Origin of the sequence: Parabacteroides goldsteinii, assembly GCF_020091425.1 — a bacterium.
Classification (GTDB): domain Bacteria; phylum Bacteroidota; class Bacteroidia; order Bacteroidales; family Tannerellaceae; genus Parabacteroides; species Parabacteroides goldsteinii.
In genome coordinates, this window is sequence record NZ_CP081906.1 from 2005126 (window position 1) to 2023539 (window position 18414).

Here is an 18414-nt window from a genome sequence, read left to right on the forward strand (position 1 = left end):
AATTAATAATAATCCGGTAAACGTTCACTAATCATTATACCTTCTGCATTATAAATATCGAACAGATCATCCTCTCTAAGAAACGCCCTATACCCTTGCTGGGTTTGATAGGCAGCCAAATACTTACATTTGATACGTTCTCTCGCATTGGCATCGATAGCTCCAAACTTTTGTGTCTCCTTTTTCTGAACGATCATGAGTTCCCCAAAAGGCTTCACTTCATCATACAGTGCTTTTCTGCCAGCCAAAAGTATCTCTTCTTCTTTGACTTTACGTTTTTCAATCAGACTAATCAATTCATCTGTCATCTTGATCTTGGCAGCCTTACTGAAATCAGTACCGGCATCGGCAATCTCCTCTGTTGCTTTTATAAAATCAGCCGCATTACTGGATGCATCCGATGCTGCCATTTTATTTTTACCGGAAGCGATCAATGCTTCAAACTCTGCATTCATCTCTGCTTCAGTAGGAACTGAAGGTGCTGTTACCGGCTGCTTTATATCGTTAACGACAGGTTCGACTTTCTGCTTTACAGGATCGGTCTGTTTCGGAGTCGTTTCCGGTTTAACAATCTTCTTTTCCTGTGAGTCCGGTCGAACGCCGGTACTCTCTTTCTTCGATTCAGATTCAGTTTCAGGTTCTGCTTCAACAACTCCCGATGTATTGTTTTCGTCAATAACAACAGGAACAGTCGAATCTGATACAGGATTATTATTCCCTTCCGGAACAGAATTCAAAACTTCAGCAACAGGAGGAACAGCTTTACTGCGCTGTACCAAAAGAGCCACCGCTGAACCTATACTTGCAAATATAATAATTAGTAAAGAGATTAACGTTACTTTTCTTTTTTTCTTTTTAGGTACTGCCGGTATATCGACGTTATTCAGTACAGTCTCATCCCCTTCATCCTTTCCGGATTGTGGCAAACGGGTCGTAAACAGAATCGTTGTCTCATCTTCTTCGAAATATTCGGGGGAAGAAATATCTTTCTTTATCTCCTCTTCTTCAACTTCCGGAAAATCCAATGCAGCCAGCATTTCCGACATTGACTGGAAACGGTCAGCCGGAACAATCTCCATCGCTTTGATAATAGCCGCTTCCGTTTTTGCAGAAATGGAGGGATTCAAATCCCGGGGGGAAGGCAACGGACGTGCTGCACGAAGAATGGATTCTGTAGGAATCTTCCCCGTCAGCAGATTATACATGGTTGCTCCCAACGAATAAATATCCGGGCAAGGGGAAAAACTTTGTGTACCTTCATTATCATACTGTTCAATAGATGCAAACCCTTTCGATAAAGTTAACATCGTGGTACTCGTTTCCTGCTGCTCGATATCATACCGTTTACTCACACCAAAATCAATCAGACGCGCTTTCCCAGCCTGATCAATCAATATATTGCTAGGTTTGATATCCAGATGAAGAATATTCTTCTCATGGACAAACTGAAGGGCCTCTCCTATCTGATGCATATATCTGAGAACTCTCGCTTCAGGCATTATGCCCTCCTTATCCATCTTATATTTCAGACTATTACCTGAAATATACTCCATAGCAATATAGGCCGTGTCATTTTCTTCAAACACTTCCAATACATTCACAATATGGGGATGATGAACATCGGACAGGATTTTAGCTTCTTTGATCAGTTTCTCTTTAAACTTTTCAAAAAGAGCCCTGCCCGTTTCAGAATGAACCTTGACAGCGAAAGAGTCAGGATCTCTGTAACAGTAATCTTTAAAAAAATATTCTTTTACACATATAGGAACTTCCGTTTTGATCGTTCCTAGCGGTCCCTTAACTTCTGTATACCAAACGCCTTTGTAAGTTATACCAAAGCCACCCTGACCAACTACATGAGTAAGTCGATACTTTCCGTTTTGAAGAGGATATCCGTTTGGCAAATTCATAACTTTTTCGCGCTATTCTTTTTAATCTGCCAAAATTACGTTATTTATATAAAAGAATAAAGGAAAGAGAGAATATTTTGTTTTATTCCGATAGATTCACCTACATTTTGAACCGGTAAAATGTAAAAAGAAAAGTTATCTCTGGTTTTTCCGCAACAGGCAGCCATAATACCGTCTTTGATGTCTTCCGGATTGTTATAAGTGGAGAAAATAGAAGAAAGATCTTCGTTTTTAAGTCTTTCCAACACACCGTCGGTACACATAAAGAAATAATCGCCTGCTTGTATATCCTTTAAAAGGACTACATCGGCTTCTGTCGGATGTTCCGATCCCTGTATGGCACGAATTATTACGTTTTTTTGTGGGTGGGTCAATGCTTCTTCTTTGCTTATTTTCCCCAGTTTGACAAGCGAATTAACCAGCGAATGGTCTTCTGTCTGATAAATAATTTCTCCCTGGCGGAACTGGTAAATACGGCTATCCCCAATATGTGCCAGTGTTATTCCCGAAGCTCCGACTGAAACCATCGTTAATGTGGTAGCCATACCCTTTGCTTCCAGATGGTTTTTCACATAATCGTCAAAGCGTGCCTCCGTATAACCGACAGCTTTATTAACAAACTCTTCGGTAGGTTCATCCTCTAAGAAGGTGGAAAAGAATGTCTGAAAAGATTCACAAGCTAATGAGCTTGCAATCTCCCCTTTTTCTGAGCCGCCGACACCGTCGCAGACCAGAAATAATTTCTGATTGGAGTTTACCCTTTCCGGTAAGGGGTAAATAGAATCCTCGTTGTTTTGTCTACCGCCTTTTTCACAAACGGCCCAAGGCTTGCCAATCGTTATATTCATAGCACGAACAGATTTTATTCATTAAAGCGGAGAACCGTATGGCCGATAATGATCTCGTCATTGTTCTTAAGCACTACGACCTCTCCATTTTCAAGGTAATTGCTATTATATAACGTATGGTTTTTACTATTATTGTCAGAAAGAAAATGTTTATACCCTCCTTTCGGGTCTTTTTTAACTTCTATTCGTATATGCTCCCTGCTCATCGACTTATCAGCCGTTGCAATTCCTATAGTAGCGTTCGAAGCGTTAGATTTACGACCGATGATTGCAAGACCTTCATTGAGAGGGAAAATTTGTTCCGGTGTAGCCGAATCTCCAACAACTGTAAGCTGTCCCGTACCATTCGAAACCGGATTGACAAGAATTGTATCCTGATCCGCATCAAGTCCTTGTTTTCCCAGTTGAAGCAAAGAGACAGGAATCGGTTGTTTACACTTCGGACATTTAAAGGAGGTCAGATCGAGGGGAAGTTTCCCCTCGTCTACCTTTAATCCTACGTGACAATGTGGACATTTAACTGAAATCATAGCATAAATGATAAATCTGCTCCGTCGATATCAGTTGAGAAAGTATCATGCACGTCTGCATCCGACAAGAATATTGTGTCGTCAGATAATGTAATAAAATCTGAAACATCCATATTATCGTCATCAATCATTACGATACCAGATAAATCGTTTTCCCCATCCACATCTACAACTACCGCATCACTAAATACGGAGTCGTCACTGTCTAGTGTAACAAATGTGTATTCCTCCTCTTGCATACTGGTTTGAATTAAAATTATTCTTTCTGGAAACAAAAGTAGGAAAAGTAATGGATTAAATTAACATCTAATATTCTCTTATAATCAAAGGTTTGGGTTTTATGTACAAACTGTCCGCTTTTGAGATACGAAACAACTTATTCACTGACCCACTTTGCTTTACAGGAAGAAACAGGACATTGTTTCCTGTTCCTCAGAGATTCCCAGGGAATTTCACCCAGAAAAGTACCGCATTTAGGACATACGTAGTCAATTTTAAATCGGTTTGCAATGTCCTGAAGCTGTTGAGGAGTCTTGGATGCCTGCTTTGCACCCAGGTAAATGCCTATCGTCGGGGCACAGATAGTTATAAACAAACTTATAGCCAAGAACTCCGGACTTCCTTTGCCCAGAAATCCGATCACAACGCCTATCACACCGGGCAGCGCAAAAGGAAGGGACTGGAATAACCTGGTTTTAAACTGGTTAGCCGACTGTATCTTAACTTTTTCTTGAACATAATCGTCATACACTTTCTTCAGTGCAGCAAACTCTTCACTATAATCATTATTATATTTAAGCGCTTCAGTCAAGTTCAGCACATACCCGGTCCCAAGAATAATCTTGTCCGTTGGTGTAATACGTTTCTTGACGATCTGTGAACCATTGACGAAAGTTCCGTTAGTAGAGCCGAGATCTTCCAACAACCAACAGCCATGATCCTCACGAACCAGACAAGCATGATGTCTGCTAACATGAGGATCATTCACTATAAAATCATTATCTTCAGCTTTACCGATTTTAATCTTCATCTTTCACTTCCTTTGGTTCTTCCGGTTTACCCATTTCCTTTTCCAGCGATTCTTTTAGTACTTTTAAAGGATCTTTGGATATTATAAGTTCCCTGGGCTTGCCTTCTTCTGTCAATAATAACAGTTTTTGCTTGGGTAAATTGATTTGCAGGATATGATTTTTATTGATGATGTGACTTTTTCCTACTCTCATTAATATCTTGTTGCATCCCTCTACCTGCTTCTCCAGTATCTCTTCTATCTTACCGATATTAATCGCAAACGTAAACTGGATTCCATTGGATAATAGTAATTTAGTATAATTTCTATCAGCTTCAAAGTAGAGTATCTGCCCTATCTTTATCCGTAACAACTCATCCCTCGTCTTAATTATTAAATACCGCTCCATACGTTGATATTGTTTTTTTAATTTTCATCAAGTAACAAATATACGGCATTTTATCTTTACCCCGGCTATATTTTATAAAGAAATATAAATGGGAAGAGGAATATTTTTCACAAATATTCCTCTTTCATTCCTAAATACTAAGCATTTTGCCTGGAATAAGTTGATGTTAAATTTCAATGCTTTTGCAGGTATAATTTAAAACAGGAAACTAATCTCACTCCAAAGTAGGATAAAGAGGGTTGCCTGTTTCATCAACTTCAGTCCAGTTTTTTACATTCACACTTGAAAATGTAACGGTGTTTCCATCGATTATTGCACTAAACAAGTATGAATTACCGGCTTTTAATGCACCGTCGGGAACAGGAACATCAACGGTGTAAATTCGTGATGCACTTTCTCCGTTTGCCATTATCTCCAAAGTCAAAGACATCGGTTCGGATGTTTCCAGCGGGAGCATGATATACTGAGCCAGAAAACCATTTATACCCATTTTGTCCGGTCTGTCGAATGTAGTTGCCGGAGGTATGGTTCCCGTTGCCAAATCCATGCTTGCCCCCGGTTCCGGCGGAGTGATCATTGCTGAAATTAATTTGTTTAACCGAATACTTTCCCCTTCCGATATTTCAATAACCACTTGTGTCGCTGCATGCAAATAGACAATCGGTATATTGATTTGTGAACTTGCCACATCCAGATTCGGATTATGCCACCAAAGGTAATCGATACCATTGAATAAAGGTTCCGATTTTCCGGCCGAGAATGTAGGCGGTATAGTAGAAAAATTATCCGATACTGCATAAAAGTCAAAAATACCATTTCCCAGATACATTTTATATCCATCCACTCCGGTTAATACTCCGGGAGCAGAAGTGATGTATAATCCCTGTGCCGAAGGAGTTCCTTTTGTCCCGTTTTGGGTAGAGGGTTCGAATACTAATACTTTGCTTTTTATTCCCTGATTCATGGGTGACATTGCACGTGTCATCAAATTACGGCCTTCAATTGAAGCATTGAAGGTCACCAGGTTCGTTCCTTCCGTATTATTCCCTCCCGAAGGTTTATTCTCATCACCGACCTCCAGGATTATTGTGTTTTTGGAGCATCCGGCAAAGAAGAAAATCACATAGATTAATACCAGCAATTGTGTTGTTTTGAGTAATTTAGTTTTCATAACCAGCCATTTTATAATTATTCGTCTATATAATACATTTTAAAACCTGTTTTGGTTCAAATGAGTGGCGGATATGCTCTTATTTAATAAAAAAAGAGAGATACTCCATATTAAATGGAATATCCCTCTTTTATCGAAGGTATAAAACCTACATTCGATTTAATTCTTCATTTTTGCATTAATTGCGCGCACTAAGCGTGTCTGAATTTTCATTAAGGTAGCCAGGTCCTCAGTTTCGAAATCGATATCAGAAATCTTAGTCTTTGTTTTCTGTTCTACGACTTCTTCTCCTTTCTTAGAACCATTTTCAATGTCCTTAACTAGCTCATCCAACTGAGCTTTAATTTTCCCAATCTTCTTTGAATAATTTACTGTACGTGCCATATAATTCTTTATACATTAATGGATAATATAAAATCATTAGTACAAAAGTAATTATTATTTGAAAATAAAGAAATAAATAACCAATAATACGTACATTTTAAAACGAATTAAGAAGGATATTCAAAGAAAATACCCTTCTTAATCGCATTATTTATTACTTTTTCAGATCAATCCTCAATAGCGGCCTGCGCCATTTTGATATAACATTAACAATCAACCACTTGACTTTTTTGTGTAAGCCTACAGTAAGCGAATGTTTGTTTAATGTTTATCTAATTGAAGGACTCAATCTTCAAGGGCGGCTTGAGCGACAGCAATACGGTACTAATATACAGGAACTTACATCTTATGTGTAAGCGTTTTGTAAACACCACATAACATTAAGATTCCCTTGCTTCTAAGAATGAAATGACGAGCTTTGTGCTATAAATGACCCTGCTTTTCGTCATTGAAGCAACTCATTCACCATTCAATGGCAACATTTATTTCTGGTTCTTTATCTCCTTTCTTTTAATAGTTCAATAATAGCATCCTTATCCTTTAAGTTGGAATCAAGACGTTTTATCTGTGAATTAAGACTCTCAATCTGTTCCTTCAAAAGTTTGATAGTCTCTTTTAGATTTTCTGTATTTGATTGTTCTTTCTCCAATTGAGCTGCAAGTTCGGTGTCACCTATTATATTATGGGCACTTCCTTGTAAGGAAACTGCCGCCCAATAAGCGGAGATTTGCTGCGGAACGGAGCAGAACAATGAGAAGAAATTACAATCCAAAGCCTCGCTCACCTTGACGAGCCGGTTTGTTTCCATGGTTTCCCTCTCCAATATGCGGTTTACATGCTGTTGCGGCACACCTATCCTGCGTCCCAACTCGGATTTGGAAAGTCCAAGTTCAACGCGCCGTTTCTCGATTTCGGCACCTACATGCACGTGTTTGATGTTCATTTCCATCGGTTTCAATCATTAAACAGAGATTAAACCAAAAAATATCAAATATTTATTTGGCTACCTAAACATTATTATGTTACTTTGCAAGTATTATACACTTGATTAGTATATGCAAAGTTAAACATTAAACATTAAACAACCAAGTATTATGGCAGAAAATGTGATAAAAATTCGTCCCGCTCTCACCGCTCTCAAAATCGGTGAATCAATCACCTTCCCCATTTCCAAGTTGAAAAGTGTCCGCACCCAAGCCTCCGAACTGGGCGCCATTTATAACCGGCAGTACAAGACCCAAACCAACAGGGAGAATATGACTATCACCGTAAAGCGTATTGACTGAGCGGTTTAATTATATGGATATGAAAATACTCCAAGTTTTAGACCGATTGATTCCATACGATACTTTTCTAAACGACCTTGCAGCCAGAATTGTCGGAATGATGAAGGCAGACAGCAACGACCCTGAATTTGTTAGCCAAAGAAAGGCGTATGAATTATTTGGAAGGCGCAATGTCGAAAGATGGAAACGGCAAGGGAAGGTGGAATCTTACAAAAGACCTGGAAAGGTGGAATACAGGACTTCAGACCTTCGCCTTTTACAGCGTACCGTGCAAGATTACATAGAGCCTCCATCAAAAGAAAAGACCGGTAATAACAAGAAAAAGCAGAAGAGATAAACAATAATGTGGTTACTTTTAATCTGAAATAAAAACAATAGTGTACCGACAAATGAAGGAATTAAAGCCAACATGCGACCCGGAAGGTGTCTATTCAGTCAAACGCACGTGTGCGGAACTGGGCGTAAGCCACAAGACACTCCGTAAATACAGGGATAATGGCTATATCAAGCCGCTTAATCCCCAAAACCTTTGCCGCCCCAAATACTCGGGGCAATCAATCATCGAATGTTGGAACCTTCTCAAAACATTATGATAAGCGAATCCACCATCAACAAGGTCAGAAATCTTGCCATTGAAGACATCCTTAAACCCTACGTCAGGCTTTCGAAAAAAGGTCTGACGCTGATGGGGCTTTGCCCTTTCCATTCGGAACGGACAGGTTCGTTTGCGGTCACTCCCGGAAAGAACCTGTTCCACTGTTTCAGTTGTAACCGTGGAGGGGACGGCATCGCTTTCATCATGGAGAAAGAGAACCTGACCTTCATGGAGGCTGTGACGTTTATCGCCAAAAACAACGGCATACCAATAGAGTATTCTGATGAAGAACGCAGTGAAGAAGAACTATTGGAAGCCAAACATAAAGAATCACTTCTTATTACCCTTGACCATCTTCACCGTTTCTTTGTAGAAAACCTGAGGATGGAAATGACGGATGAAAGCCGAACAGCCCGTGAATACGCTTACGGCAGGTGGTCGGAAGAGTTCTGTTCCATCGCAGGAATCGGTTATGCACCCAAAGACGGCAGTTCATTCATGGAATATTGCTGGGCAAAAGGACTCAATGAGGAATCACTTTTCGAGCTTGGGATGCTCAAGCGCAGTGAGGATGGTAGCATATATGCCATGTTCAGGCAGCGCATCATGATTCCCGTCCGTAACAGATGGGGACGTATCATCGCTTACACTGCCCGATACATAGGTAATAGTGATAAAGTCCCCAAATACATCAACTCCTCAACGAGCATTGTTTACTCCAAAGGTGAAACCTTGTTCGGCATTGACCGGGCAAGCCGGCAACGGGATGCCGACTACTTTATTGTAGTGGAAGGCGCACCGGATGTACTGAGGATGCAGTCCATTGGTTATGAGAATACCGTGGCGGCTCTTGGTACAGCATGGACGGACAACCAGTTTGAGCAACTGAAAAGGTTTACCGCCTCACTTTGCTTCATACCGGATTCGGACACCACGGATGGTAAGCAATATGGGCCGGGATTCGAAGCGGTCATGGCAAACGGGGCTTCGGCAATAAAGAAAGGATTCCATGTAACGGTCAGGGAACTGCCCTTTGCGGAACAAAACAGAAAGAACGATGCGGACAGCTACATCCATTGCAAGGAGGATTATTTTTCCCTGAAAGAAAAGCATTTTATCGTATGGCTGGCACAGAAACGCTTCTGCATAGCCGGCTCTTTGATGGAAGAACGAAAATATGTAGCTGAAATCGCAGACCTTCTGCGTTATGTCAAGGACCAGTTGGTATTTGACCAGTGCATCGAGCAACTGGCCAAGCTGCACGGCAAGGTTAAGTTGTGGCGTGATGCCGTCACCCAGGCACGTGGCGAGGCACGGAAGAAACAGGAACATGGCTCGTCCATGAACGAGATGCAGCGTGAAGCGGAACTGTTACGCCAGTTCGGGCTGTTTATCCGGGAGAACTGCTATTACGCCATTGGAGAAGAAGACGAAGAACCGGCAAGAATTTCCAACTTCATCATGGAGCCGCTGTTCCATATCGAGGACGAGAACAACGCCACTCGAATTTTCCGGATGCGGAATATGTATGACGTATGTCGTGTTATCGAGCTGAAAGAGTCAGAACTATGCTCTTTAAGCAACTTCCAACAGAAAGTCGGCTCATTGGGCAATTATGTGTGGCTGGCGAAGATTGACAAGCTCAACCGGGTCAAGGAATACCTGTATTCTAAAACCGATACAGCGGAGCGAATCCGCAAGCTGGGCTGGAACGCATCCGAAGAGTTCTTTGCTTTCGGTAACGGCATATTATACGGCGGAACTTTCAAGAATGTCGATGACTTAGGAATCGTCCGTGGTGTCAACGACAAGGCGTTTTATATTCCTGCGACTTCCAGGATTTATCTCCATAACCAGGAAATCTTTCAGTTTGAGCGGTTGATGGTCCATGAGAACCGCAACGGCGTAAAACTGCATGATTTCGCATCAAGGCTGGTTGGGGTGTTCGGCGAGAATGCCTCTATCGCCTTGTGTTATCTCCTTGCCACCCTGTTCCGCGACATCATATTCAGGCGAACCCGGCATTTCCCCATCCTGAACCTCTTCGGCGAGAAGGGAACCGGTAAGACGACACTCGCCACTTCGCTCCAATCCTTCTTCCTGCACGGGGTTGATCCGCCCAACCTTGGTGTCACCTCCGTTCCGGCCATGAACGACCGCGTATCACAGGCGGTCAATACCTTAGTAGTACTCGATGAGTACAAGAATGACCTTGACATCCGCAAGATAGCCTACCTCAAAGGACTTTGGGGCGGTGGCGGTCAGACGAAGAAAAATACCAATACGGACGGAATGGCTGCACAAACCATCGTCAGTACCGGAGTTGCTTTATGCGGGCAGGACAAACCCACGCAGGATATGGCACTCTATACCCGTGTCATTTTCTTGGCCTTCTCCAAAACCTCATTCAATCAAGTAGAGAAAAGGAACTATGAAGATTTAGTCGCACTGTGCAACATGGGACTGACCCACTTGACCATCGAGATACTGAATCACCGGGAACTGTTCGAGAAGAACTTCCCGGAAACCTATTCCATCACCAAGAGGGAACTGGCGGCAAAGTTTGAGAACGAGAGTATCCATGACCGTATTTTCGGAAACTGGGTCATCCCGTTGGCAGCTTACCGGACTTTGGAAACGGTGCTGGATGTCCCGTTCAGTTATGCCGACCTGTTTGAAACGGCGGTTAAAGGCATCCGAAGCCAAAACGAGTTAGCACAGGAAAGTTCCGAAGTGGCCGACTTCTGGAGTATGCTGCAAGGATTCCAGACTTCAGGGAAATGTGTGGATAAAGCGCATTACCGCATCCGTTATATGAAATCGTTCCGACCAATCTCTGTCAAAGAAGATATTGAGTTTAAGGAGGCACGTCCCATCCTCTATTTGAATATGGCGGCGGTGGCATCTTTATTCAATAGTCGGAACATGAACGCTACCGCCAACCGTTCCAACTGGTCAACTATCATGTCCTACCTGAAATCTCATTCGTCATACCTCGGTTTGAAACAAAATAGGTTTACAATTCTGTTGCCCAGTGGTCTGCCTGACTACTCGATTGAGATAGTCAATAATGAACAGGTCAGGAAAGTCAAAATCAACCGTCCGAAGGCGTTGTGCTTTGATTATCTGCAATTGAAGGAAGCGTTTGGCTTGGAACTGGAAACGGAAGTAATAACCGATGTACAAGATTCCGAAGATTAGGCATTTTTTTGAAATGGGAATTATCATGAATGAATTTGTTCACATAATCATTCATGTTTACAAATTCATGAACGTGACAAAATAATGAACACAAAATTTGTTCAAGTGAGGAATGTTCACTAATTTTGCATTGTTCATTAATTTATGAACAGTATATAAAGACTGAACAACAAAGCGTGTATATGGGAACTGAGTATTTGGAATTACTTAATGAAGCCATTTTCAATTTGAAGGAAACGACAGGGAATGGTAGTATTGCCATTTGTGATGAATTGAATAAAACAATTTGCATCAATGGTATAAGATTTTATTGTAGTATAAAAAAGACAATAAGTAACGCCAATGTATTTTCTGCCATAGAAGAAATTAGAAGCAAACGTAAAAGCAAAAGCATGCCCATGATTTTAATTACCAATAAAATCTATCCTAAGTTAGCAAATACGCTTGCAGACAATCAAATCAATTGGATAGACAAAGCGGGTAATTGCGACATTAGACATGAGAATCTGACCATTAAGATTATCGGACAAAAGAATAACACGTCCACCAAGACGAGTACGGTTTCAAGAATAAGCGAGGCAAACATCAAGCTCATCTTATTTTTCTTGCAAAATCCAGAAAGTGTAAATTGGCCTTATCGTGAGATTCAAGAAAAAGTAGGACTATCTCTTGGCACTATCACAAAAGTATTTGACCTATTGAAAGCTAAACGTTACTTAGTGCAAACCGATAAAGGAAGACGACTTGCCATGCGCGAAGAGATTATTGAATGGTGGCAACAACAATACAATGAGTTTTTGAAGCCTAAATTACTTGTAAATCGGATGGCTTTTCGTACCCCCGAAGCGAGAAAAAAATGGAAAGAAATGGTACTTCCCAAAGGCATGTATTGGGGAGGTGATTGTGGTGCTAACTTAATTGACGGATATCTGATTCCAGGCGAATTTGAAATTTACACAGATGTGGTAAGTTCGTTGCTTCTTCGGACTGGTATGGTAATGCCCGCCTCGGACGGAGAAATACACATCTACAAGAGATTCTGGATTGGGGAAGAATCAGAAAACCTTGCCCCCATCTTAGTCATTTATGCAGATTTGATGGGCACCGGAGATAGTCGATGCCATGAAGCTGCTTTAAGAATAAAAGAAAATGGAATATAAAATCACACGAGACACATTACAAAACGATCCGCTTTATGATACCCTTAAAGCATTAAGTAAAGTGATGTATGACCTACAACTGGATGTGTATGTTGTAGGTGCATTGGCAAGAGACATTGCCATGGAAATACTTAAAATGCCGCCCTCGCCAAGAAGAACGGCCGATCTTGATGTTGCTATAGCATTGAAAGATTGGAGTCAGTTTGAGTTGTTAAAGGAACAGCTTCTGAAAAATAATTTCGTTAAAGGAAAGCCTAAACAACGATTTTATTACAAAGGTGAAGATGGTAACAATGATTATGAAATTGACATCGTTCCTTTCGGCGAATTAGAGACCGATGAGAAAGTTGCATGGCCACCTGAAGGCAATCCAGAAATGTCAGTCAAATGTTTTAAAGACGTAATGAATATCGCTGACACAGTAGTGATTGATGATACCATTATTGTAAAAATGGCTCCTTTGTCCGGCCAATTCTTGATTAAGTTTGATACATGGATAGACCGGCACTTGCTTACCGACAAAGATGCAGCCGATATGCTTTACATAATGGATAACTTCTATTTGGCATACGTTTCATTCAAACAACCTGTACCTGATGAAGTCCAGGAAACGAGTGAAAGTTTTGACCTTTTGAACGGTGGTGCCCGATGGATTGCTTGTGAAATGAGGGAATTTCTTACCAATGAACATCTTCAATTCTATACCAATCAACTACAAGAACAGATTGAACTGGATGAAAATAGTTCACTGATAAGAACTATGAGCAACAAATATTCTGCAAGCGACTCACATATGATTGTGAGAAATGCGCTTATCGGTATGGTTGAAGTATTAAAGAAAGGAAGGCACAATGAAGATTGATAGTTTTTCTATAGAAGGCATCCACTATTCCAATGAAGATAGTTTATCAGTCCTTCAAATTACAGATAACAAGGTTATTGCAGTTTTGGCAGATGGCATGGGCGGTTTAACATTTGGCAAGGTAGCTGCCGATTTGATTGTGAATTCAATCACAGACTTTGTCTGTGAACACGAAGGCAAATTAGCTGTTCAAGATTTATTAAATCAAGCGTTAGAATATGCAGATGAAATGGTTTCCCAAAAAAGTTTGGTGACTCATAGCAAAATGGGAGCAGCTGTTGCTGTTGCATTTATAGATGGCAGTAACATTCACTATACTTGGCAGGGAAATGTTAGAATCTATCTTTGGGGCCATGGTAAAGTTGCACAATTAACCTCAGACCATACGTTAGATGTCGGCTATGGCAAGCAGCTACTAACAAGATGTATCAAAGGTGCAGGTATAAGACCTGACGTACCTTATCAATGTGAGAAGGCCAATACAGGAAGTGTCCTTCTCCTTTGCACCGATGGACTTTATAAGCAAATAGAAGTTTGTCAAGTATTTGACAAGGCACTACCCATAGATGGAAAATATGAAGATGATGCTTCTTTAATAAAAATAGAATTATAGAAGAATGAAAATAGGAACTCATCATCTTATATACAAAAGGGGCTAATCGCCCCTTTTGCCATAAATATTGCCCACCTCCATTTTCATCCTCTCGGCTTTCCTGACCGTATAAGACGTACCGCCTTGGGGCTTGCCGTTATAATATGCAATCACACCGCAAGAATGCGAAAGCATATAATCATTACGTCTAAGCAAACATCCACGGAAATAGTTTCCGCTCAATACAACAACCTTGTCCGCCTTGGCAAGAATTTGGCGATAACGTTCCTGTTCAGAAGAAGCCCATTGGCTACTTTGTCCTGAGAACGGGACGATGGCAATCAATCGTATATCGGGAAACTGGTCTTTGAGCGACAGCACGACCTCTGCCGCCATCATGTCAAACCCTAATGCCATGCCACAATAGAAACGGGTCATACCCGACTTGAAAGCAAAAGCCACGGTTGTTGCCAACCGTGCTCTTACTTCCTCTTGCCGGACTAATGGGATAATCCGATGCCCCGTAAAGGTTATGGATTTTTCCTTTTCTGAATACAATGACTTTTCCATCAGCTTTTTACTTTGTAATGGGTTCTTGCCAAGAAAATGCCACCAAGTACATTCGCCCCGAAACTTTCAAGTTGGCAGGCATAGAGGGCGTAACTCATTCCACGGGTGATTACATCATCATATACTAAAACACTCTTTCCGTCAAACCACTTCTCGTCAAACTCCAAGATACTGACCTTCCGGATTTCCTTTTCAGCCTTTCTGTGTTCATGGATGGATAGCCGTTCACCACATACCTTCACATGGTCATAGCCGTTTATCGCTCCGGTCAGTTTACACACTCTTTCGCAAAAAGCCTTGTATCGGATTTCATTCTTCTTGTGCGTAGATGCCGGAACCGGGGAGAATACGATGTCTGTACACGTCTCGCCATATTGTTCTTTCATGCTCGATGCGGTCATCCGGGCAATTTCCTCGTAAGCCTTTCCATCCTTGAAGGCATAAACAAGGTTTCTATCAGCAATTTCTTTCTCACCCACATTCTGAATACGTTTAGGGAAATACTTGCAGAACCAAGTCTGAGGCTTGTCCAACTGCTTTTTGATGTTCTCGTCAATCTGTGCCATACGCTCTGAATCTTTTTCCCTTTTGTTTCAAGCTTTCCGGCTTGCCCAAGGGATATTTTTTGCTTTTCCAGCGTGTTGGCAGGCAATAAGGCAAATAAGGGAACAGCAAATACGCTCAACCCGTTTGAGGAAGATTTGCCGTTCCCGGTTTGACGTTTGGTGATGCCGACAGAATCTTTGCAAAAGAATATCCGCAGAGGCAGGCCGGACTGAATCGCATGAAACAGTGGAAAAAACACTTCATTGTGCGATGGTTGTAGAAACGAATGAATCCCCATATTACAGACTCATTCTTTATGCATTTTCAAAAAATAATATGCACACATTTCACGGTTGACAGCGTTGACAAATCCTAAGAGACATCCTATCAATGACTTCACATAAAATTGATGCGTTGACAAACGTTGACAAACATAGCCACTTTTCCCATCCCCCTTAAAATCCGGTGCCAAGCGTTGACAAAACCATGTATCTATACTTTTTATACTTCTATTGAAGAAAAAAAATAATATATTGTATTACAATGGCTTTCAAACCGTACTTTTGCGACAATCAAGCGTTGGCTCCTTTGTCAACGCTGTCAACCCTCAAACATATACCCTTCTCATTTTCACGAAAAACTTTACCCGTTTTTCCATCATCTTCCATGCCGATTGACACCATACAGCCACCGTTCCCACATACTCCCAACAAATCCTTTCAAATCCCTAATATTCCGGTATTCAACGTATTGCCCAATCATTTGCATAGCCGTACCTTTCAAACAAAATTATCTCAGGAATGGATTTGCATGCAATTTTTACAGGAATTATCCCGGAAAAGCTATACTCGGTAAGTGAAGCCGCCCGTTATCTCGGCGTCCACCGCTGCACCATCTATGCCTACATCAGGCATTCAGAAAAGCCGCTTCCGTTTGTCAGGCAACCGGGCAATATGAGGATTGTATTTCAAGGCAGCGACTTGGCAATGTACAAGGCGGCCGGTCTCCCAAAGAAAGGGCGTAAGCGGAAAGATGGCATACGGTAGTACCTTACATTATATATATTGTTACCTGCCATGTGGCAGGTAACTCGTTACTTGGATGAACGGAATGTCAAAGAGATTGTTCCAGTTCCATGATTACATCAAGAAGCCTATCAATCATCTTTTCTGCCTCCTCCATATCTTTCACCACGTCTTTCATCCGGTAAGGCGCACCGTTTTTGCCATGCCCGGTTTCATCAAGCCACAGGTGGGCTTCCGAATCCACATCAAAATTATCATAATACTCCTTTATGCTCCCAATCAGGCTATCAAGGTCATCGCCTTGCATCGTTACCGGGAAAGAAAAATCCTGTCCGGCAGGGGTATATTTGGAAAAGGTAAATTCCGTTTCTTGTCGCTCATGATTTATTTCCGTATCTACACTCCAGCCATCGGCTTCGGCACATCGAATTATCAAATCCATTACATTATTCTTACGACACATAATTACATTGTTTTTATGTCAGCCGTGGGCATGATGCCACGGCTGACCGATTATTACTCATGACTCAAATCTCGCTAAGAACCGCTGAAGGCGTTTGTCATTCAATAGCCTTAACTCGGTCGGTTGGAAGTTCGGCTGTTGCCTTATTTGGAGTTTTCCTAAACCTTGCGCTGTCAAGTCCAGTTCTATTTCTGAAAGCTCATTCAGTGAAATATAGCTGTACTCGTCCTCCATCAACCCGATTACGATGCCGAAAAGGATGGTATCGTTTTTCTCCGCTTCCCCTTCCAATATAAACCATCGGACAGAGCCGAGGGCAAAGACCGCACGGCAAACCGCTTCTTTTCCCTTGCCGTTTTGGGAATAAAGGGGGAAACCTTTCAAGGCTTCCTCCAGTTGGGGTGTCATTAACCTGCACATATCAATCAAATTCTATTTCATCCTCATACACTTCTATCTCCGCACCACTGCTGAACTGCACGATAAAGCCTCTTGCAGTCTTGGCGACTATTGTACCTCTATGGTAGCCACGCCAAGGCGTGAGCATTTCACATTGCCGTCCGTATTCCGGAAAATCTGTTTCGTCCATCATAAATCATTGAGCTTTCATGTTGATATATTCGGGGTCGTAAATGAGGTTCTCCTCCGTCAGCCGGTCGTATGCCGTTGCCGCAAGACGGGAAGCCCATTCGTTGCGCTGGTCATAGCTCCCTTTCTGGTAATTGAATGCCAATTGGCGCATAAAGCCGATGAACACTCTGAACATCTGCTGCTGGAGATAGCGGTGCGCCCTGGTCAGTTCCTTGCCGGTTTTGTCGGCGGAACACATCCGTCCGTTCACAAAGTTGGTGAACTCTTGGGCAAAAGCCTTGTCTTGTTCGGAGATTGTCTCTCCTGGAAATCCTTGATAGTCCATAATTTTTAATTTTAAAAAGTTATTTGATAATTAACCGTTTCATTCTTATTCCGCCATTTCCTTGCCGTATGCGACGATTTCATCCATTGTAAGCCATTCCGGTTTCTCATCGAAGCTATTATAAAGTTCAACCATTAGCTTTATTTGCAGATTCACGCTGCCAGCCCACAAGCGTCCGGTATTCCGATTGCCGCAATTAAGGTAGTATTCGCAATCCGATTGTAAACGTCCCAATAGTTTGTACCTGAACACTTCATCACGTTGTAAGATATTGTCTATTACCTTTCTTTCTTCTGAATTTGTTTCCATGTTTGCCATAATCGTTTGCTAATTTGATTTTTTATTTCCCCTTTTGTTGAAGCCTTTTGAGCTTCTTGGTCGGGAGAACCGTTTTTCGTGCAAGATTGCCACTGCGGACAAAATGGAAGATAAGGCAAGTGTGAGGTCTGAGAGTGCGGACGGAATGCCCAAATTTTGAAGGGACGGGAAAATTTGCGGAAGGCTGCCGGCAAACCCTCCGATTGAAAGCGACAGCGGCACTTGACGTTCTTCCAGTCCACAGTATCTTTGCACAGAAAAATGAAATTCCGGCCGGGAAGTTCCAAAGTCCTCAAACAACTTATAGAGATTTTGCCATTGCAAGTGCAACCAAGGACAAACAAGCCTTCTTAAAAACCGATGTTGAAATGAAAACTTTTGAAGTGGAGCTTGCGTAGCCTCAAAGGGTTTTCTCTTTAACATCGGCATGGAGTTAACCAGCAACCGCATAGACATACCGGCCAGACTTACTTGGTGTTGGAGGCACGGAGTAAGCCGGGTGACATCATGTGTCTTACAAAATCCTATGAATTTCCTGATACTCCTATGTTTAATCTGTTCTCAGCTAATTGTCCGGGCTGTATCTTTACACTATAAAATGATTCCCATGATAGCAAAA

Annotated in this window: 25 protein-coding genes; 9 read left to right on the plus strand and 16 right to left on the minus strand. The window is 41.7% G+C overall.

The window, feature by feature from the left end; genetic code table 11:
• Positions 1–2: 2 nt before the first annotated feature.
• The 9 genes from K6V26_RS09300 to K6V26_RS09340 form a co-directional block, all read right to left on the minus strand.
• Positions 3–1910 carry a serine/threonine protein kinase gene (locus K6V26_RS09300; RefSeq protein WP_224265164.1) on the minus strand — a complete coding sequence of 636 codons (1908 nt, stop codon included), beginning with the start codon at positions 1908–1910 and terminating at the stop codon, positions 3–5.
• Between the two features lie 44 nt (positions 1911–1954).
• A complete protein-coding gene (locus tag K6V26_RS09305; protein WP_224265165.1) occupies positions 1955–2758 on the minus strand; it encodes a PP2C family protein-serine/threonine phosphatase in 804 nt (267 codons plus the stop codon).
• A gap of 14 nt (positions 2759–2772) precedes the next feature.
• Positions 2773–3288, minus strand: coding sequence for an FHA domain-containing protein (locus K6V26_RS09310; RefSeq protein WP_048315686.1), 516 nt, complete (start codon positions 3286–3288; stop codon positions 2773–2775).
• Positions 3285–3527 carry a hypothetical protein gene (locus K6V26_RS09315; protein ID WP_007656785.1) on the minus strand — a complete coding sequence of 81 codons (243 nt, stop codon included), beginning with the start codon at positions 3525–3527 and terminating at the stop codon, positions 3285–3287. The genes K6V26_RS09310 and K6V26_RS09315 overlap by 4 nt, the downstream gene beginning before the upstream one ends.
• A 137-nt stretch (positions 3528–3664) precedes the next feature.
• Positions 3665–4318 carry an FHA domain-containing protein gene (locus K6V26_RS09320; protein ID WP_007656786.1) on the minus strand — a complete coding sequence of 218 codons (654 nt, stop codon included), beginning with the start codon at positions 4316–4318 and terminating at the stop codon, positions 3665–3667.
• Positions 4308–4706 (minus strand): LytTR family DNA-binding domain-containing protein, encoded by a 399-nt coding sequence (locus tag K6V26_RS09325; protein WP_007656787.1) that lies wholly within the window; start codon positions 4704–4706, stop codon positions 4308–4310. The genes K6V26_RS09320 and K6V26_RS09325 overlap by 11 nt, the downstream gene beginning before the upstream one ends.
• A 214-nt stretch (positions 4707–4920) precedes the next feature.
• Positions 4921–5877, minus strand: coding sequence for a fimbrillin family protein (locus K6V26_RS09330; RefSeq protein ID WP_195585655.1), 957 nt, complete (start codon positions 5875–5877; stop codon positions 4921–4923).
• A 159-nt stretch (positions 5878–6036) separates the two neighbouring features.
• Positions 6037–6261: a hypothetical protein gene (locus tag K6V26_RS09335; RefSeq protein WP_007656790.1), complete on the minus strand. Its 225-nt coding sequence runs from the start codon at positions 6259–6261 to the stop codon at positions 6037–6039.
• A gap of 496 nt (positions 6262–6757) precedes the next feature.
• Positions 6758–7210 (minus strand): helix-turn-helix domain-containing protein, encoded by a 453-nt coding sequence (locus K6V26_RS09340; protein WP_224265166.1) that lies wholly within the window; start codon positions 7208–7210, stop codon positions 6758–6760.
• A gap of 145 nt (positions 7211–7355) precedes the next feature.
• Between K6V26_RS09340 and K6V26_RS09345 the strand changes: the two genes are divergently transcribed.
• The 7 genes from K6V26_RS09345 (at position 7356) to K6V26_RS09375 (ending at position 13978) form a co-directional block, all read left to right on the plus strand.
• Positions 7356–7547: a hypothetical protein gene (locus tag K6V26_RS09345; RefSeq protein ID WP_224265167.1), complete on the plus strand. Its 192-nt coding sequence runs from the start codon at positions 7356–7358 to the stop codon at positions 7545–7547.
• 19 nt (positions 7548–7566) lie between these two features.
• On the plus strand, positions 7567–7884 hold the full coding sequence (locus K6V26_RS09350) for a hypothetical protein (RefSeq protein WP_224265168.1): 318 nt from the start codon (positions 7567–7569) through the stop codon (positions 7882–7884).
• A gap of 52 nt (positions 7885–7936) precedes the next feature.
• Positions 7937–8140, plus strand: coding sequence for a MerR family transcriptional regulator (locus K6V26_RS09355; protein ID WP_081023366.1), 204 nt, complete (start codon positions 7937–7939; stop codon positions 8138–8140).
• On the plus strand, positions 8137–11343 hold the full coding sequence (locus K6V26_RS09360) for a DNA primase (protein WP_224265169.1): 3207 nt from the start codon (positions 8137–8139) through the stop codon (positions 11341–11343). The genes K6V26_RS09355 and K6V26_RS09360 overlap by 4 nt, the downstream gene beginning before the upstream one ends.
• A gap of 182 nt (positions 11344–11525) precedes the next feature.
• Positions 11526–12503 (plus strand): type IV toxin-antitoxin system AbiEi family antitoxin, encoded by a 978-nt coding sequence (locus tag K6V26_RS09365; RefSeq protein WP_224265170.1) that lies wholly within the window; start codon positions 11526–11528, stop codon positions 12501–12503.
• Entirely contained in the window at positions 12493–13365 is an 873-nt protein-coding gene (locus K6V26_RS09370) for a hypothetical protein (RefSeq protein ID WP_224265171.1), read from the plus strand. The genes K6V26_RS09365 and K6V26_RS09370 overlap by 11 nt, the downstream gene beginning before the upstream one ends.
• Positions 13355–13978, plus strand: coding sequence for a PP2C family protein-serine/threonine phosphatase (locus K6V26_RS09375; RefSeq protein ID WP_224265172.1), 624 nt, complete (start codon positions 13355–13357; stop codon positions 13976–13978). Before K6V26_RS09370 ends, K6V26_RS09375 begins: the two co-directional genes overlap by 11 nt.
• A gap of 42 nt (positions 13979–14020) precedes the next feature.
• Here the strand turns inward: K6V26_RS09375 and K6V26_RS09380 are convergent, their stop codons facing one another.
• Complete coding sequence (locus K6V26_RS09380) at positions 14021–14527, minus strand: SLOG family protein (protein WP_224265173.1); 507 nt, start codon at positions 14525–14527, stop codon at positions 14021–14023.
• Positions 14527–15093 (minus strand): phosphoribosyltransferase, encoded by a 567-nt coding sequence (locus tag K6V26_RS09385; protein ID WP_224265174.1) that lies wholly within the window; start codon positions 15091–15093, stop codon positions 14527–14529. The genes K6V26_RS09380 and K6V26_RS09385 overlap by 1 nt, the downstream gene beginning before the upstream one ends.
• Positions 15094–15873: 780 nt before the next feature.
• On the opposite strand from K6V26_RS09385, the gene K6V26_RS09390 reads away from it, so the two are divergent.
• Positions 15874–16119: a helix-turn-helix domain-containing protein gene (locus tag K6V26_RS09390; RefSeq protein WP_224265175.1), complete on the plus strand. Its 246-nt coding sequence runs from the start codon at positions 15874–15876 to the stop codon at positions 16117–16119.
• A 67-nt stretch (positions 16120–16186) separates the two neighbouring features.
• Here K6V26_RS09390 and K6V26_RS09395 read toward each other — a convergent pair whose 3' ends face one another.
• Genes K6V26_RS09395 through K6V26_RS09415 form a run of 5 tightly spaced genes read right to left on the minus strand, consistent with a single transcriptional unit; the run spans position 16187 to position 17795 of the window.
• Positions 16187–16561, minus strand: coding sequence for a hypothetical protein (locus tag K6V26_RS09395; RefSeq protein ID WP_224265176.1), 375 nt, complete (start codon positions 16559–16561; stop codon positions 16187–16189).
• A 57-nt stretch (positions 16562–16618) separates the two neighbouring features.
• Complete coding sequence (locus K6V26_RS09400; RefSeq protein ID WP_224265177.1) at positions 16619–16981, minus strand: hypothetical protein; 363 nt, start codon at positions 16979–16981, stop codon at positions 16619–16621.
• A gap of 1 nt (position 16982) precedes the next feature.
• Positions 16983–17153, minus strand: a complete 171-nt coding sequence (locus tag K6V26_RS09405) for a glyoxalase (RefSeq protein WP_224265178.1) — start codon at positions 17151–17153, stop codon at positions 16983–16985.
• A 3-nt stretch (positions 17154–17156) separates the two neighbouring features.
• The gene (locus tag K6V26_RS09410; RefSeq protein ID WP_224265179.1) at positions 17157–17477 is read right to left on the minus strand and encodes a sulfide:quinone reductase; all 321 of its coding nucleotides are present in this window, start codon (positions 17475–17477) and stop codon (positions 17157–17159) included.
• 45 nt (positions 17478–17522) lie between these two features.
• A complete protein-coding gene (locus K6V26_RS09415; RefSeq protein WP_224265180.1) occupies positions 17523–17795 on the minus strand; it encodes an LPD11 domain-containing protein in 273 nt (90 codons plus the stop codon).
• A 203-nt stretch (positions 17796–17998) separates the two neighbouring features.
• Between K6V26_RS09415 and K6V26_RS09420 the strand changes: the two genes are divergently transcribed.
• The gene (locus K6V26_RS09420; protein WP_224265181.1) at positions 17999–18193 is read left to right on the plus strand and encodes a hypothetical protein; all 195 of its coding nucleotides are present in this window, start codon (positions 17999–18001) and stop codon (positions 18191–18193) included.
• The last annotated feature ends 221 nt before the right edge of the window (positions 18194–18414 follow it).